Origin of the sequence: Rossellomorea sp. y25 (genome assembly GCF_038049935.1) — a bacterium.
GTDB lineage: Bacteria > Bacillota > Bacilli > Bacillales > Bacillaceae_B > Rossellomorea.
This window is the reverse complement of record NZ_CP145886.1, coordinates 4,432,526-4,449,087: the sequence shown is the minus strand read 5'-3', so window position 1 is coordinate 4,449,087 and position 16,562 is coordinate 4,432,526. Positions and strand designations below refer to the sequence as shown.

14 protein-coding genes are annotated in these 16,562 nt (G+C 43.8%); all 14 read left to right on the top strand.

The window, feature by feature from the left end; genetic code table 11:
* Window positions 1-91 precede the first annotated feature (91 nt).
* The 14 genes from AAEM60_RS22150 (at window position 92) to glyA (ending at window position 16,417) form a co-directional block, all read left to right on the top strand.
* The gene (locus AAEM60_RS22150) at window positions 92-703 is read left to right on the top strand and encodes a thymidine kinase (protein ID WP_341357176.1); all 612 of its coding nucleotides are present in this window, start codon (window positions 92-94) and stop codon (window positions 701-703) included.
* A gap of 147 nt (window positions 704-850) precedes the next feature.
* Window positions 851-1,303 (top strand): hypothetical protein, encoded by a 453-nt coding sequence (locus AAEM60_RS22145; RefSeq protein ID WP_299746481.1) that lies wholly within the window; start codon window positions 851-853, stop codon window positions 1,301-1,303.
* Between the two features lie 151 nt (window positions 1,304-1,454).
* On the top strand, window positions 1,455-2,525 hold the full coding sequence (gene prfA / locus AAEM60_RS22140) for a peptide chain release factor 1 (RefSeq protein WP_044340559.1): 1,071 nt from the start codon (window positions 1,455-1,457) through the stop codon (window positions 2,523-2,525).
* 2 nt (window positions 2,526-2,527) lie between these two features.
* Window positions 2,528-3,394, top strand: a complete 867-nt coding sequence (prmC, locus tag AAEM60_RS22135; protein WP_341357175.1) for a peptide chain release factor N(5)-glutamine methyltransferase — start codon at window positions 2,528-2,530, stop codon at window positions 3,392-3,394.
* 277 nt (window positions 3,395-3,671) lie between these two features.
* Window positions 3,672-4,538 carry a stage II sporulation protein R gene (gene spoIIR, locus AAEM60_RS22130; protein WP_341357174.1) on the top strand — a complete coding sequence of 289 codons (867 nt, stop codon included), beginning with the start codon at window positions 3,672-3,674 and terminating at the stop codon, window positions 4,536-4,538.
* A 133-nt stretch (window positions 4,539-4,671) separates the two neighbouring features.
* Window positions 4,672-5,115: a hypothetical protein gene (locus tag AAEM60_RS22125; RefSeq protein ID WP_299746472.1), complete on the top strand. Its 444-nt coding sequence runs from the start codon at window positions 4,672-4,674 to the stop codon at window positions 5,113-5,115.
* 356 nt (window positions 5,116-5,471) lie between these two features.
* Window positions 5,472-6,509 (top strand): L-threonylcarbamoyladenylate synthase, encoded by a 1,038-nt coding sequence (locus AAEM60_RS22120; protein WP_299746573.1) that lies wholly within the window; start codon window positions 5,472-5,474, stop codon window positions 6,507-6,509.
* 176 nt (window positions 6,510-6,685) lie between these two features.
* Complete coding sequence (locus AAEM60_RS22115; protein ID WP_299746469.1) at window positions 6,686-7,240, top strand: manganese efflux pump MntP family protein; 555 nt, start codon at window positions 6,686-6,688, stop codon at window positions 7,238-7,240.
* A 186-nt stretch (window positions 7,241-7,426) separates the two neighbouring features.
* A complete protein-coding gene (locus AAEM60_RS22110; RefSeq protein ID WP_341357173.1) occupies window positions 7,427-7,864 on the top strand; it encodes a low molecular weight protein arginine phosphatase in 438 nt (145 codons plus the stop codon).
* A 24-nt stretch (window positions 7,865-7,888) separates the two neighbouring features.
* Entirely contained in the window at window positions 7,889-9,178 is a 1,290-nt protein-coding gene (locus AAEM60_RS22105) for a methyl-accepting chemotaxis protein (RefSeq protein ID WP_299746464.1), read from the top strand.
* Window positions 9,179-9,516: 338 nt separating this feature from the next.
* The gene (locus AAEM60_RS22100; protein WP_341357172.1) at window positions 9,517-13,602 is read left to right on the top strand and encodes a S8 family serine peptidase; all 4,086 of its coding nucleotides are present in this window, start codon (window positions 9,517-9,519) and stop codon (window positions 13,600-13,602) included.
* Between the two features lie 161 nt (window positions 13,603-13,763).
* The gene (gene rpiB, locus AAEM60_RS22095; RefSeq protein WP_044340552.1) at window positions 13,764-14,207 is read left to right on the top strand and encodes a ribose 5-phosphate isomerase B; all 444 of its coding nucleotides are present in this window, start codon (window positions 13,764-13,766) and stop codon (window positions 14,205-14,207) included.
* A 12-nt stretch (window positions 14,208-14,219) separates the two neighbouring features.
* On the top strand, window positions 14,220-14,762 hold the full coding sequence (locus tag AAEM60_RS22090; protein ID WP_299746457.1) for a TIGR01440 family protein: 543 nt from the start codon (window positions 14,220-14,222) through the stop codon (window positions 14,760-14,762).
* Window positions 14,763-15,175: 413 nt separating this feature from the next.
* Complete coding sequence (gene glyA / locus AAEM60_RS22085) at window positions 15,176-16,417, top strand: serine hydroxymethyltransferase (RefSeq protein WP_299746454.1); 1,242 nt, start codon at window positions 15,176-15,178, stop codon at window positions 16,415-16,417.
* Window positions 16,418-16,562 lie beyond the last annotated feature (145 nt).

The following is a 16,562-nucleotide window of genomic DNA, read 5'->3' as shown; positions in this document are numbered from 1 at the left end:
AAGGAATGCTTTATACTAAAGAGTAGTCCGTTTTTACTAACAGTCAGGCTGTTTTCTATAGAATATTGTATAAGGAAGGAGAGGCGCTTTCGTGTATGTCATGAAACAAACGGGTTGGGTAGAAGTCATTTGCGGCAGCATGTTCTCAGGGAAATCCGAAGAACTGATCCGCAGGGTACGACGCACTCAATTTGCTAAACAAGAAATTGCTGTGTATAAGCCAAAACTAGATAATCGCTATAGCGATGAATCGGTTGTATCTCATAACGGTACCTCTGTAATCGCCAAAGCAGTCGAGGGTTCAAATGTGATTCTCGATGACCTGAATCCTGAGGTAGATGTAGTTGCTATTGATGAGGTTCAATTTTTTGACGAAGGCATTGTAGAGGTCGTCCAAAAATTAGCAAACAGTGGGTATCGTGTCATCCTCGCAGGACTTGATCAGGATTTCCGCGGAGAACCATTCGGTCCGATGCCTGATTTAATGTCCATTGCCGAGCAAGTGACAAAACTTCAAGCCGTTTGTGCAGTCTGCGGCTCTCCTGCAAGTCGAACGCAACGATTAATCAACGGCGAACCAGCTTGCTATGATGACCCCATCATCCTTGTGGGTGCATCTGAAGCTTATGAGCCAAGATGCCGTCATCACCATGAAGTTCCAACTGGAATGAGCGTGACACCTGATATGGTGAAGGAAGTTTAAATAGTGAATGAAGCCCTTTATTTAGGGCTTTTTTTATTTGGCTCATTTCAACTTATTGAAAATGCGATACTTACCCCGAAGCACTCCAAACTTTAAGTGCATAAGCACTTTCCTGTAGGAAATCCTAAAAACAGGAGGTGTGAAAGCATGAAAAAACTACTGTTAGCTTTATCCTTTACCGTATTCTTCATTTTAATCACCGCGTGTGGAGTGAATCAGGAATCAGAATTCGGTATGCACGAGGATCAAAATGGTACACGATTCATTGATAATCGAAAAGATGATATGAATGATCGTCAAGATAGAAGCGTCAGAAATACGACAAATGAAAACCCGAACTTTCCAAACCTGACGAACTCACCAGGCACAACTTCGACGACAACTGGCGTGTATGAAGACAAAGCACGTGAGGTTGTGAGGGAATATTCCAACTTTGAACCAGATGAAGTCTGGATCAATGGCGAACAAATGTGGGTGACGGCACATACACAGAATGAAATGAGCATGGCTGAGACGGATAAAGAAGAAGCGATGTTAAAAGAGAGATTAGAAAAAGCCATCCCAAGGTTCAATGTTAATGTGAAAATCACCGAAAGATAAAAAAGTGCAAGCAGGTCTGTATGCTGATCTGCTTGCCTTCTACATAATATCCACCACTTTATGCCTTCTGCCTGATCCCGATCCTCCTTGTGTTTACATGCACCATATAATATAATTAGACTGTTATGGACTAAAATTGAGGTGAATAGCTGTGTTCGATCGTTTACAAGCAGTGGAAGATCGCTATGATAAGTTAAATGAACTATTGAGTGATCCAGAAATTGTGAATGACCCAAAGAAGCTAAGAGATTATTCGAAAGAGCAATCAGACATCCAAGCAACGGTAGAAGCATATCGAGAATATAAAGAACTTACTGGACAGTATAAAGACGCTAAGGCGATGTTGGATGATAAGCTTGATGCTGATATGCGTGAAATGGTGAAAGAAGAAGTTTCCGAGCTTGAAGAACAAATTGAAGCATTGGAAGCCCGTCTGAAAATATTATTGATCCCGAAAGACCCGAACGATGATAAGAACGTAATCATGGAGGTACGTGGTGCTGCAGGTGGAGATGAAGCAGCCCTGTTTGCTGGTGACTTATACCGTATGTACAGTCGCTATGCAGAATCGCAAGGCTGGAAGACCGAAGTGATGGAAGCGAACTCCACTGGTGTTGGTGGATATAAAGAGATTATCTTTATGATCAACGGAAATGGCGCATTCTCCAAAATGAAATACGAAAACGGAGCACACCGGGTGCAACGTGTACCTGAAACAGAATCCGGCGGACGTATTCATACGTCGACCGCAACGGTGGCCTGCCTGCCAGAAGCGGAAGAGGTCGAAGTGGATATTCACGACAAAGATATCCGTGTCGATACCTTCGCATCCAGTGGCCCGGGAGGACAGAGTGTTAATACAACCATGTCTGCTGTGCGTCTGACTCACTTGCCGACAGGTGTAGTCGTTTCATGTCAGGATGAAAAGTCGCAAATCAAGAACAAAGAGAAGGCAATGAAAGTATTACGTGCACGCGTTTACGATAAATTCCAACGTGAAGTTCAAGCTGAATACGATGCAAACCGTAAATCAGCCGTTGGTACAGGTGATCGTTCCGAACGTATCCGTACGTACAATTTCCCACAAAACCGCGTCACGGATCACCGCATCGGATTGACGATCCAAAAGCTCGACCAAATCCTTGAAGGAAAGATGGATGAAGTCATCGATGCATTGATTATCGAAGACCAATCCAAACTTCTTGAAAGACTGGAAGAGTAGTCATGGTGACGGTATTTGAAGCCCTGAAATGGGCTTCTTCTTTTTTAGTCGAAAATGGCCGTGATGAAAATGTGGGAGAAATCTACTTACGGCATCTAATGGGAATGTCACGGTCACAACTGCTGGCAGAACAGCGGAGGTCCGTCCCTCAAGAGAGTTGGGAAGAGTTTCAGAATGGGATCCGGGAGCATGTAGGCGGGGTGCCGATTCAGCATATTATCGGGGTTGAGGAGTTTTATGGTCGGGAGTTTGTGGTGAATGAGCATGTGCTGATTCCGAGGCCGGAGACGGAAGAGCTTATTTACTATGGTCTGGAGAAGATGAAGGATTTATTTGGTGAAACGGTCCCTCCTCTTAAGGCTGCCGATGTCGGAACGGGCAGCGGAGCGATTGCCGTTACGTTGAAGCTTGAGTCGAAGCGCTTGCCTCTTGAGATGATGGCCGTCGATATTTCGAATGAAGCACTGGCGGTTGCGGGTGAGAATAGCTCGAAGCTCGGGGCGGATGTCCGTTTTTTCGCAGGGGATCTGTTACAGCCTTTGATCGCAGATGGTGTGAAGCTGGATATTCTGTTATCGAACCCTCCGTACATTCCCTTGACGGATCGGGAAACTCTATCAGATATCGTGATCGATCATGAGCCGGAACTTGCTTTGTTCGGTGGGGAAGATGGCTATGATTTATATAAACGTTTCATGGATGAGTTGCCTCGTGTGATGAAGGAAAAATGTCTGATCGGTTTCGAAGTCGGCGTCGGGCAGGGAGAGACTGTGGCGGATCTGCTGCGCAAGACCTTCCCGGACGCGGAAACGGAAGTCGTTCATGATATCAATGGGAAAGATCGCATGGTGTTTTGTGTAAGAAAATAAGGAAGTGTGCCTTCGATTGTGATGATCGGGGGTGTTTTTTTGAAAAATTGGAATGGATCTGGATAAATATAGATTCTCGCTTCTGCTCTGACCTGCTCGTCGTCATGTTTATTTTCAAAACTGAAGTTATATTTTCAAAAACAGCCCACATATTTTCAAAAACAAGATTTTATTTTCAAAAAGTCCCCCTGGCCAAATTTCCACACCCAAAATGTTATTTTACTAGTTTAAGATTTCCCCTTTTTGACTAGACTGTTTTACTGAGGGGGAGATAAAAATGAAAACAAAACATACGGTGTTATTGTATATCTTGATTCTATCATTAGGAACGATTCTAAGTTTATATATACCAAAGCAGGAAATGGCGGCCCAGGAGACGATGGTGATCCCGGAAGAAGCGATTCGACTTCGGATTCTGGCAAACAGTGATCTGGAACAGGATCAAAACGTCAAAAGACTCGTTCGTGATGAAGTAAATAAAGAGATTACGAATTGGGTAGAGACTCTTACATCACAAGAAGAGGCGAAATCAGTGATTAAAGCAGGTTTACCAGAGCTGCAGAAAATTGCGGAAGAGGTTGTCGCTGAGCAAGGTTTAGATCAATCGGTGAAAATTGATTTTGGAAAAGTTGAGTTTCCTACCAAATTATATGGTCAGTATCTATACCCGGCAGGTGAATACGAAGCCGTGTTGATTACACTGGGTGCAGGAGAAGGAGCGAACTGGTGGTGTGTCCTTTATCCGCCTCTATGCTTCCTTGATTTCTCGACTGGAAATGCGGTAAGAAGTCCTGGATTTGAAACGAAAGTAGAAGCCAGTGGAAATGAGATCACCGAAGTGGATCCTGAAGATGAGGAAGATGTCAATGGGATTTCGGAAATGGATTCGGATGTAGAAGAAATGAAATCTCCTGAAACTGAAATGGAAGATGTGATTGCTTATAAAGGAGTCGAGCTGGAAGCAGTGGAAGCAGAAATGACGGAAGAAGCAGTAGCTGCAGATGAAACAAAAGAAGAGCTTCTAGTAAAAGTAAGCAGCGTGAAAACAGAGACGGAAGCAGTCTTCGTTGAAGAAGGAGAAGAGGAAGAGGTTAAGGTCCGCTTCTTCGTGGTAGATCTTTTCAAAGGATTATTCAATAAGTAAAATGTAGAGCTTCATCCATGAGATGAAGCTATTTTTATGCCTATCTTTCTAGTATTTTTTCACAACAACCTGTTCTATTCTCTCCTTTCCCTCATACATTAACACTAGGGGATGATAGAAAAGGGAGGAAGAAATGATGTTAAAAGTGATTCGCCAGGCAACACAGGAAGATATTCATGAAGTAGTAGCCTTCTTAACGAAAGCGGGTTTAAGTACAGAAGGCATTAAAAATAGTGTTGATTGTTTTTTAGTAGTGGAAGACTCAGAGAAGCAGTTGATTGGAACACTTGGGATCGAAGTTCAGGATAAAATCGGTCTTCTGCGCTCACTCGTTGTGACTTCTTCTTTTGAAAGTGAGGAATTGTTTGCTCTATTTCAAGAGATTTTAAAATTGGCGAAAGAGAAAGAACTTACGCGCCTTTACTTAATATCCAATCGGAAAGCGTCGCTAAATTTCTTTGACCTATTAGGTTTTCAACAGGAAAAAGAACCTTTTGTGGATGAACTGAAGAATTTTGTTCACGCTAAAAAGTTATCCACAGTGGATAACTGCATTGCGATGAGGCTTGATCTTTAGGGTGAAATGAGAGGTTTCGACAAATTTCCACTGCAATAAACTATTTTGCGATAGTAGTCTGCTAGTAGACTGAATCATTTTTATTAAGAAATGATTCAGTTTTTTTATGTGTAAAATTCGACAAAAAACGTAAGGTGCCATTCACTAACGTAAATATCTCTTTTTTCAGAATTATTCACACCATCCACAGGTTTATCCACAGTCTGTAGTATTTTATTAACGTTTTGTGGACAATACTTGAGAATTTTTGGGGTTTCTTTTATACTTTCAAAAGAGTACGATAGTTGAACGCTTGTTAATTCAGTATTTATACACACTGTTTGAGTGTTGAAATAAAAAGGTGGATGACGGAAATGATGAAACACTGGATTGTGGAAAGTGATGTGGATAACAATAAAAGTTATCCACAAATTGTGGATGCAGCGAAGGTTCTTCAACAGAATGAGGTGGTGGCCTTCCCGACAGAGACGGTTTATGGTCTGGGTGCGAATGCGAAATCAGATTGTGCTGTGGAGAAAATCTTCGAAGCAAAGGGAAGACCATCGGATAACCCACTGATTGTCCACATATCAAATAGAGATCAGCTGGAAGGATTGGTGGCGGAAGTTCCTGAGGATGCAGCGAGCCTCATCGATGCTTTTTGGCCGGGTCCGTTAACCATTATTTTTAAAAATAAGAAAAACGTATTTTCTGAAAAGGTAACAGCGGGTTTACCGACCGTGGGGATCCGGATGCCTGATCACCCTGTTGCCCTGGCAATCATTGAAGCATCAGGACTCCCGATTGCGGCTCCAAGTGCGAACCGCTCAGGGAAACCAAGTCCGACAACGGCTCAGCATGTCATCGATGATTTGGAAGACCGAATTGCAGGAGTGGTCGACGGAGGAGAAACGGGTGTAGGCGTTGAGTCGACGGTTGTAGATTGCACCGGACCAAGCCCGATTATTTTACGTCCCGGAGGAGTCACGAAAGAACAGCTGGAAGAAGTAGTCGGTAAGGTGGAAGTAGATCCCTCATTAAAAGAAGGGAAAGGGGCTCCGAAATCCCCAGGTATGAAGTATACGCACTATGCTCCCGACGCTCCCGTTTATTTAGTGGACGGTACGAGGGCGGACCTTCAGAAATTAGTAGACATTAAGAAGGAAGAGGGTCTCAGAGTAGGTGTGTTAACAACAGAAGAATTTGTGAATGACTTTCAAGCAGACGTCATTCTATCCGTTGGTCGAAGAGAAGACCTGAGTACAGTCGCACAAAATCTTTATGATACACTGCGCACTTTTAATAGAAGTAACGTGGATATTATTTTTTCCGAAATGTTTCCGGAAGAAGGAGTTGGTTTAGCGATTATGAACCGACTTCAGAAAGCGGCCGGGTATCGGGTGATGAAAGGATAATGTTTTGCCCCTATGGTTTGAGAGAACCGTAGGGTTTCTTTGTGAGAGGACCAATATTCACTATAGCAACAAGGTTTTTACAATAATGCCCAATCTCCACTCCATTTCTCATTCTATTTTCCCTGGGACGTGCATACATTTGTTCTGTAGGCATGTCCGGAGGGGGAAAAACAAAGATGACAACAATTATTGGAGAACTGATTACCTTGATGTTAATGGCATTTGCTCTTGGGATGGATGCCTTTTCGATCGGAATCGGAATGGGTATGTTTCAGCTGAGATTAAAGCAAATTTTATATATAGGATTAGTCGTTGGAATCTTTCATGTGTGGATGCCGCTCCTCGGGATGATGACGGGAAAATTTTTATCCGAACAATTCGGGTCTTTTGCAGCCTATGCCGGTGGAATTCTTTTGATCATTCTAGGGATTCAGATGTTTATGTCAAGCTTCAAGGAAGAGGAAACGACACTCATTTCTCCAGTAGGGTTTGGATTGGTACTCTTTGCCTTGAGTGTCAGCTTGGACAGCTTTTCAGTCGGACTGACCCTGGGTATTTTCGGTGCCAGAACAGCAATCGCCCTTTTCTGTTTTGGAATAGCGGCCACGGTGTTGACTTGGGCCGGTTTATTGATAGGACGGAAATTTCAGGGGGTACTTGGGACGTATAGTGAGGCCCTTGGCGGAAGTATTTTGTTTGCATTTGGGATTAAACTGTTGCTGCCGTTGTAAAAAAGATCGCTAAATGCAGATTGCGAGTTTTATAGACGAAGGTCCGTCCCTCATGGTGATGGACTTTTTTGTTTTACCGTTTATGCTTGTTGCTTCAGGGGAGCCCCCTGCGCTTTTCTTTTTTTGTGAATGGGCTATGGGCAGATTGGAAAATATTTTATAATAGGCTGTAAGGAGGATGACGTGATGAATATTTTATTTGTTTGTACAGGAAATACGTGCCGAAGTCCTATGGCGGAGGCGGTCTTGAAACATAAGGGCGCGGAGAAGTTTGATGTGAAGTCTGCAGGGGTTTTTGCCATGGATGGAAGTGATGCTTCATTTCAGACTAAAGAAGTGCTAAAAGAGAACGATATAATACATAGACACCAATCGAGTTCACTTTCGAGAGAGAATCTGGACTGGGCTTCCTATATTTTTACGATGACATCGAATCATAAGCGGGCGATTGTGGATCAGTATCCACATGTGGCGGACAAAATCTTCACACTAAAGGAGTTTGTCCTTGAAGATCCTGCTGACTTGGATGTGTCGGATCCTTACGGGGGAAGCGTGGACATCTATAGAAATACATACAGAGAGTTGGATTCATTGATTGAGGATTTAATGAAAAAGCTGGAATAAGGACGAGACAGGGAGAGAAAAAGGATGGGGAAAGAGAGAAGCTACAAATCGGGTCTTAGAAAGAAGTTGGTTCTCTTTATCACGCTTCTTGCGGTGGTGACGTATTCAACAAGTGCACTTTTTATTTATTTTATCAAGCCTACTTTTGCACCTGATATGAAAGAGCTTTTATTTACGAGCATGACACTGGTTATGGGTGTGTTCTGGTCGGGTGTGCTGGCTTTCTTTGCGGCAGGATTTATCGTCAAGCCACTTCAGCGTTTGGAACAGGCGGCGTTGAAAGCAGCACGAGGGGACATTGCGGTGGAAGTAGAGGTGCCGAAGTCGGATGATGAAATCCGATCGCTCGCATTGGCCTTCAATCGCATGCTTCATAACCTCCGCGACATGGTATCGAGTATCGACGAGAATTTCACCAAAACAAATTCGAATGTGATAGAGCTGTCGAGAGCATCGGAAGCAGCTTCCACTCAAGCGGATTCCATTTCCAAAACGATCAGCGAAATTTCAGCAGGTGCCGAAAGCTCGGCCACGGCCATTCAAACGACGGCTGAATCTGTTGAAGATGTGATTCGAATCGCGCAGGAAGTACAAAATCACTCCAAATCATCTGAGCAAATGTCCAAGAATATGGTGACGGAGCTTCAAGGGAGCAAGGAAGTCATTCATTCCCTGGTGGAAGGTATCAGTCGGCTTGCGAAAGGTAATGAAGATTCATTGGACGCCGTGCACAGATTGGAAGACAATGCGAAAAAGGTTGAGCAGATCATTCAACTGGTCGGGGATATTGCAAACCAGACCAATCTTCTCGCCTTGAATGCCTCCATTGAAGCGGCGCGGGCAGGAGAACACGGTAAGGGATTCGCTGTTGTCGCCGAGGAAGTCCGAAAGCTGGCAGACGAAAGCGGCAAAGCGGTACAAGGCATTTCAAAACTCATCAAGAACATTCAAACTGAGGTTGGCAGTGTGGTTGGACATATCAAGACTCAAGTCGATTCAGCTAATTCCGAAGCAAAAAAAGGGACCCAGACCAATGAAATGATCGAAACCATGACGAAAACGATCCATGAAGTGGCGGACGCGGTTCAAAACATTTCAGTCCTTGTAGATCAGCAGATGGAAAGCATCCGATTGACTTCAGAGCAATCCCAGGAGGTTGCTGCGATTGCAGAAGAAACCTCTGCCGGAGCGGAAGAAGTGTCTGAATCTACAAGAGAACAAGCGGTTGTGATGAGCGACGTACAGAAATTGGCATTGAACCTTAAAGAGCAAGCGGAATTACTGAAGAGTACGATTACTCGGTTTCATTTGTAAATGAAAAAAGGATGGCCCCAAAAGTTATTTTGGGGCCATCCTTTTTTCGGGTGCACATCTATCTAGAATAGGTCACTCCAGAAAATATACATAGTGGGAGTTGACCCATCTCATTATTAGTACTCTCCTATAAACAAATTCCCCCAACTAAATATCAATTTATCAGCTCAATCCTACTAAAAAAAATTCATATTACGCTCAAACTGAAAGATATTTTTACAATTGATGAGATGAAAGTACTAAACAAAAACCCCATAGCCTCTCTACTTAAATATTATTACGATAAAGATAGTGAAAAAAACTAAACTTTATAGAGAGAAAAGGTAGAGGGGGACACTATGAACGTTCAATCGGTAATTAAAAAAGGAGCTGCGGTTGTCTTTACGACAAGCTTGCTTGTTTCACCGCTTAATCCGTATTTTTCTTCAGAAACAGCTGATGCAGAAGAACAAAAGGCAAAAGATATACTATCTTCTTTGACAGAAGAGCAGAGAAAAGCTCTCCATACATTAGAGACATCTCAACAAACTGGCCTATTGGTGGATCCTTCCATTAGGTTGGATGCTGATGATATGACCGATATCATTGTACAATTTCATCAGTATACAGCTAAAACAGAAGTCGCTGCTGGTGTGAAGATGGGAAAAACGATTTCGTTGTCAGAAGCCAATGAGAGAGTAGAAAGATCGCACCAAAAATTTAAGAAAGACGTTGAAGCTTTAATCGGAAAGAAGAAAACCGGCAAAACGGCTTATGAAATAACACATTCTTATAAACAGGCATTTAACGGGGTGGCGATGTCCCTGCCGGCAAACGAGATTGAGAAATTACTGGATTCGGATGTTGTCAAAGCCATCTGGAGTGACAAGGAAGTAGAGGGGATTCAACCTGTAAAGGAGAAAGCCGAACGGCCGATCATGACATCCCCGTCTCATAACATGGAAACGAGTCATACAGAAGGCTTTACCGGTGAGGGAATCAAAGTCGGAGTCATTGATACAGGCATCGACTATAATCATCCCGATTTGAAGGATGCATACAAAGGCGGATATGATTTCATAGACGATGATGCTGATCCGATGGAAACTACTTACGAAGACTGGAAAAAGTCAGGAAGACCGGAAGTTGCGTCTGGCAGTGTCTATTACACCCTCCACGGTACTCATGTAGCCGGCATCATAGCAGGACAAGGGACAAGCGGCAGTGAATTTAGTGTGAAGGGTGTCGCCCCTGGAGCGGATTTATATGGATACAGGGTGCTGGGACCTTACGGGAGAGGAACGAGCAGTGACATCATTGCGGCAATCGATCGTGCTGTTTCAGATGGGATGGATGTGATCAACTTATCATTGGGGGCGGAAGTCAATGACCCGCTTTATCCAACTTCAGTCGCTGTTAACAATGCGGTGCTGGCAGGAGTCACATCGGTGGTTGCTGCAGGGAACAGCGGAAGTGGCATGAAAACCCTTGGCTCCCCGGCAACAGCAACCTTGGCACTGAGTGTCGGGGCGAACGATGTGGATATAGTAGTGAATACATTTACCGGGACAGTTCCGCTGAGTAACGGAAGTGCCGATGTAGAATTACGCTTGATGGCACAGGATTTTAGTGATGCTATGTCCGGGTGGGATGGACAAAGCCTTGAGGTTGTAGATGTTGGACTAGGACAGAACGCAGATTATCAAGGGAAAGATATGAAAGGGAAAGCCGTGCTTGTATCCAGGGGAGCGATTTCCTTTTCGGAAAAAATCAAGCTGGCCAAAAATGCGGGGGCTTCTGCCATCCTATTATTCAATGATAATAAAGAGGAAGGGCATATCCCTTACTATTTAGGGGAATCTGTTCATTATCTTCCAACATTCTCACTAACGAACCAAGATGGGTTGAAAATCAAAGATGGTCTGACAGATCAATCAGAAATGGTGTTTTCAGAAGCAGGATCTATTTTACAAGAAGGGGGAACCCTGGCAGACTTCAGCTCCCGGGGACCTTCACGCAGTCAATATGAAATCAAACCGGAAGTAACGGCTCCAGGAGTCCAAGTGCTTTCTACCGTACCGGCTTATGCGAATGGTGCCGATTATCTGGATAACTATGATTCTGCCTATCAGAGACTGTCTGGTACATCCATGGCATCTCCTTATGTAGCGGGGGTGGCGGCGCTATTATTAGAGCAGAACCCTGAATACACTCCGGAAGAAATCAAAACACTCCTAATGAATACGGCAGACCCACTAAAGAAAGATTATAGTGTATTTGAAGCAGGGAGCGGGCAGGTCGATCCTATTGAAGCTTTGAGCGCAACATCGAGTGTGATGGTCGATAATCCTTCGGTCACGATCATGGATGGTGCTGAAAAAGAGATCAACTCTCCATCGGGTGCGCTTAACTTTGGTCTTTCCATTAAAGATGGAGCATCTTTTATTGAAAGCCGTTCGATCCAGGTGAAGAATACAGAGAAACACACGAAAATTTTTGACGTTGACATTGAATTCCAAACCGAATTTAGGGGTTCAAAAGACGCATCAGAAAATGGCGTAGTATTAAATATCGATAAAAGAGTGAAAGTGAAAGGAAATAGTACAAAAAACATAAATGCTTTTATCACAGCTCCAAAGACAGCAGAGCCCGGTACGTATGAGGGAATGGTCACATTTAGAAACAAAGCGGATAAAAATGAATCCTACAGGGTTCCTTTTGCTTTCGTTGTGATGGAGGAAGGAATCAATTATGCGAAAACCACTCCTAAAGCACTGACAGGGGATTATGATTTGTATTATCCCTTTGTACCATTGCCTGGATTATTCTTTAACTTAAAGTCTCCAATGAAGACAATCGATGTCCTTCTAGTGGACGGAAAGACAGATGCAGAATTAGGTTATCTGGGAAGTATGAATACCTCTAGTCTAATTGAAGATACCGAATATTATATCGGTTCTGTATTCAATGGAACGTATTTCCCGTTCACAGGAAATGAAGATCAGCCGATTTCTGCTACAAGAGTAAAAGTCCCTTATGGAGCCGGACATTACAAGGTGAAGATGATTGCAACCACGAAGGAAGGGAAGTCATTCGAAATGGCTGATCATACAATCATCGACCTAACAGGTGCTCAATTTGAAACGGATGTAAATGAAGGGGTGATTGAGTACGAACCAGGGATGGAGTCCTACACCGTTACAGGAAGTGTGGTGGATCGTACGTATGAGAAATACCAGGAAGAAGGCGTAGACATCGATCAGACCGGGAATTTCGTCATGGTAAAAAGCGGAGGTCCATACTTCACGGATGGTTTCTATACAGATGAAAACGGAGAGTTTGAATACAGTATTCCGCTTAACCCATCCATAAATAGCTTGGATGTAGCTCTTCAAGGCTACAATTCCTCCGGGCTAGGAGAAGATTACAAGTACTATACGTTTGTAAAAGAAGGAACGCCTTACATGGAAGGGACACTCGGGCAAAAACATGTGAGAATGGGTGAAACCACCAAGATCACGTTAACGGCGAACAACCTTTCAAATGCAAAGGAATTGACGTCTAGCTTTACGTTCAAACAAGGAATAGTGGACATTACAGACGTAAACATCCACCCGGAATTTACTGAAATGGGAGCATCCATTTCTTCCGATTATCTCGCAACAGGCTCTTCAACGAAGCTTACGATCCATGCTGAAATCCCGAATGGTGTTTCGGGTGATGTTCCGGTGGCAGAGGTAACAGTGAAAGTGAAGAGTGATTCCTATGAACGTTATTTAACATTTGAAAACACAAAAACGAATTTCATCAATAATGAAGGTGAAACGATTTCAATGGTCTCGACTATTACACCAATGTTTATAATCCCGACTTTCTCGAAAATATCTGGAAGTTTGGCCGCACCTGAATCCTTACAAAAAGAAGATGGTCGTCCTGGATGGAGGTTCGGATTGGACCCATCACAATTGGGGGCAAGTCTGACCGTCAAAGATCAAGAGGGCAATGAATATCCAGGATCAATCAACCGATATGCACAGACAGAAGTTCAAAAACTCCCGCTGACAATGGATCAAATGATCTTCTCTGTTGATATTCCGGGTCATTTCACCGTCCACACACCTTTTAATGTAGGGTATAAAGATGATGACGGTAACCCGGCAGCCCAATGGAACTCAGGGGTAAGCACAAAAGCGCCTACCCCTGGAGATGTGAATAAAGACGATGTCATTGATGTATTGGACGCACTTGAAGTCGAAAAACATTGGGGAACAAATGAGCGCTCAGCCGACATTAACTTCGATGGGACGGTTAATGAGAAGGATATGTCATTCACTCAAAAGCACTATCTGAAACAGAATCCAACCGTTGAATCTGTTCATGAGCCGAAAGAAAGTGTTGAAGGAAGATCTTTGGAAGATATACTGATATCGCTTGGAATCCAATAAAAGTTCAGGCTGGGGAGAATTATTCTTCCCAGCCTATTTTCTTATTAAGCTGAGAATGAGTAGCAACATATAAAAGGAGCTAAAAAGAATCCGAAAAACTTTATATAATGAAGAGTATGTGGCAAAATAAAACGTAACAAAGGCTATGGGAGTGGATCACTATGAAAATTGCAATTGCATCCGATCACGGCGGGGTAAATATCCGCGAAGAAATCAAATCATTATTAGAAGAGCTGGGCCTCGAATATGAGGACTTCGGTTGTGAGTGTGGAACGTCCGTTGACTATCCGGACTATGCCGTACCTGTTGCAGAAAAAGTGGCGAGCGGAGAGTTCGATCGCGGCATTCTGATTTGTGGTACAGGCATTGGCATGAGCATTTCAGCTAATAAAGTCAAGGGAATTCGCTGTGCTCTTGTACATGATGTATTCAGTGCAAAAGCGACACGTGAGCACAATGACAGCAATATGTTAGCCATGGGTGAACGCGTCATTGGTCCAGGACTTGCACGTGAAATCGCCAAAACATGGCTCGGTGCGGAATTCGAAGGTGGCCGTCATGCCAATCGTATTGGGAAAATCACGGCATACGAAGACAAACAATAGGAAGTGGATTCCATGGAAATCACTCAATTAAAGGAAGAGTTACAAACGATCCTGGGAGATTTCAGCGAACAGGTTCACATGAAAAAAGGACAAGTGTTTGTTGTCGGCTGTTCCACATCAGAAGTGATGGGGGAGCGGATCGGGACATCAGGAACGATTGAAGTAGCAGAAATGATTTATGCTGAACTAAAAGGATGGGCCGATTCCATTGGCGTTTCACTGGCTTTTCAATGCTGTGAGCATCTAAACCGGGCGCTCGTTTTGGAGAGAGACGCTGCAGAAAGAAAAGGTCTGGAGGAGGTTACGGTCATTCCTGTGCGAAAAGCAGGTGGAGCGATGGCGACCCAAGCATATCACTCCTTTGAAGATCCTGTCATGGTAGAGCATATACAAGGCGACGCCGGCATCGACATCGGAGATACCTTTATCGGCATGCACCTGAAACACGTAGCCGTCCCCATCCGGGTATCACAGAAAAACCTCGGCGAAGCCCACGTCACACTCGCCAAAACCAGACCCAAACTCATAGGCGGAATCAGAGCCGTATACGAATAATGCACATTGGAAGGTCCGTTTCTCTTAGTTGAGGGACGGACCTTTATTGTAGTGTTTCTGTCTATTTGAAACCTGTTTTGAATCCCGAACTATATAGAGGGTTAAGGAGATTATGATTATGATAAAAGGGTGGAAGTGGAGATTTTGAATCAAGGCAGTGATATCACTAACAATCATGAAAATTTTATAATCATTCGACAATTATAGTCACAATGCTACTCGTGGGGGCCAGTCAGGTAGTAGATCGATAATATTGTGAATAACATTACACGAGGTCCGTCCCTCTAAACACGAACATTACGTTTTGACTAGAGGTTTTTATTTCGCGTTTTGCTGAATCGTGTTAGAATGAGATTGAATGAATCAATGAGGCACCTAGAGCAGTTGGGCCTATGAATTAAAGGGGGATATGTATGAGTAAGATTGCCAAGCAAGATCCGGAAATTTATGCAGCGATTCAAGATGAATTAGAGCGTCAACGAACAAAAATTGAGTTAATTGCATCTGAAAACTTTGTCAGTGAAGCGGTTATGGAAGCACAAGGCTCCGTTCTGACAAATAAGTATGCAGAGGGGTACCCAGGTCGTCGCTATTATGGTGGCTGTGAGCATGTCGATGTAGCTGAGAATCTGGCTCGCGATCGTGCGAAGGAACTATTTGGAGCAGAACATGTAAACGTTCAGCCTCACTCAGGAGCACAAGCCAATATGGCAGTCTACTTCACAATCCTTGAACAAGGTGACACAGTTCTTGGAATGAACTTATCTCATGGTGGACATCTGACTCACGGAAGTGCCGTCAACTTCAGTGGAATTCAATATAATTTCGTAGAGTATGGTGTGGATGAAGAAAAGCACCTGATCAATTACGAAGATGTTAGACAAAAAGCGTTAGAGCACAAGCCAAAGCTGATCGTAGCTGGAGCAAGTGCATACCCAAGAGCGATCGATTTCGCAAAATTCCGTGAAATCGCTGACGAAGTGGGAGCATACTTAATGGTGGATATGGCTCACATCGCCGGTCTTGTAGCGGCTGGCCTTCACCAGAACCCGGTTCCTTATGCAGACTTCGTGACAACAACGACTCACAAAACATTGCGCGGACCTCGTGGCGGAATGATCCTATGCAGAGAAGAATTTGCAAAGAAAATAGACAAGTCTATCTTCCCTGGCATTCAAGGTGGACCACTTATGCACGTGATCTCAGCTAAAGCTGTTGCATTCGGTGAAGCTCTGAAGGATTCGTTTAAAGAATACGCACAGAACATCATCGACAATGCCAACCGTTTAGGTGAAGGACTTGTTAAAGAAGGAATCAACCTTGTATCCGGTGGATCAGACAACCATCTACTACTGATCGACCTGCGTTCACTTGGACTGACTGGTAAAATCGCAGAGAAAGTCCTGGATGAAATCGGCATCACCGTCAACAAAAACACGATCCCATTCGATCCGGAAAGCCCATTCGTTACAAGCGGTGTCCGTATCGGAACAGCTGCTGTTACGTCAAGAGGATTCGGGCTTGAGGACATGGACGAAATTGCTTCCATCATGGCACTGACTCTTAAGAACCATGAAGACGAGGCAAAATTGGAAGAAGCACGCAAACGCGTCATCGACCTGACAAGCAAATTCGAATTATATCCAGAAAGATAATTGATGATGACCTCTTCATTAGGGACTGACTTCCCTGGTGGAGAGGTTTTTTAATAGAAAAGTAGATGATTCATCGGTTTTAAGTTCTAAATACCGGGTGTGAGGAGCAACTTAAATGGGAATCCGGCCGTTATTTACGATAATC

What these genes read in the sequence shown, in the direction of transcription:
- spoIIR (WP_341357174.1), top strand. Translation starts at nt 3,672, where the DNA reads ATGAAAACAAAACATACGGTGTTATTGTATATCTTGATTCTATCATTA.
- AAEM60_RS22090 (WP_299746457.1), top strand. Translation starts at nt 14,220, where the DNA reads ATGGAAATCACTCAATTAAAGGAAGAGTTACAAACGATCCTGGGAGAT.
- AAEM60_RS22125 (WP_299746472.1), top strand. Translation starts at nt 4,672, where the DNA reads ATGATGTTAAAAGTGATTCGCCAGGCAACACAGGAAGATATTCATGAA.
- prmC (WP_341357175.1), top strand. Translation starts at nt 2,528, where the DNA reads ATGGTGACGGTATTTGAAGCCCTGAAATGGGCTTCTTCTTTTTTAGTC.
- AAEM60_RS22115 (WP_299746469.1), top strand. Translation starts at nt 6,686, where the DNA reads ATGACAACAATTATTGGAGAACTGATTACCTTGATGTTAATGGCATTT.
- AAEM60_RS22100 (WP_341357172.1), top strand. Translation starts at nt 9,517, where the DNA reads ATGAACGTTCAATCGGTAATTAAAAAAGGAGCTGCGGTTGTCTTTACG.
- AAEM60_RS22120 (WP_299746573.1), top strand. Translation starts at nt 5,472, where the DNA reads ATGAAACACTGGATTGTGGAAAGTGATGTGGATAACAATAAAAGTTAT.
- AAEM60_RS22145 (WP_299746481.1), top strand. Translation starts at nt 851, where the DNA reads ATGAAAAAACTACTGTTAGCTTTATCCTTTACCGTATTCTTCATTTTA.
- rpiB (WP_044340552.1), top strand. Translation starts at nt 13,764, where the DNA reads ATGAAAATTGCAATTGCATCCGATCACGGCGGGGTAAATATCCGCGAA.
- AAEM60_RS22105 (WP_299746464.1), top strand. Translation starts at nt 7,889, where the DNA reads ATGGGGAAAGAGAGAAGCTACAAATCGGGTCTTAGAAAGAAGTTGGTT.
- AAEM60_RS22110 (WP_341357173.1), top strand. Translation starts at nt 7,427, where the DNA reads ATGAATATTTTATTTGTTTGTACAGGAAATACGTGCCGAAGTCCTATG.
- glyA (WP_299746454.1), top strand. Translation starts at nt 15,176, where the DNA reads ATGAGTAAGATTGCCAAGCAAGATCCGGAAATTTATGCAGCGATTCAA.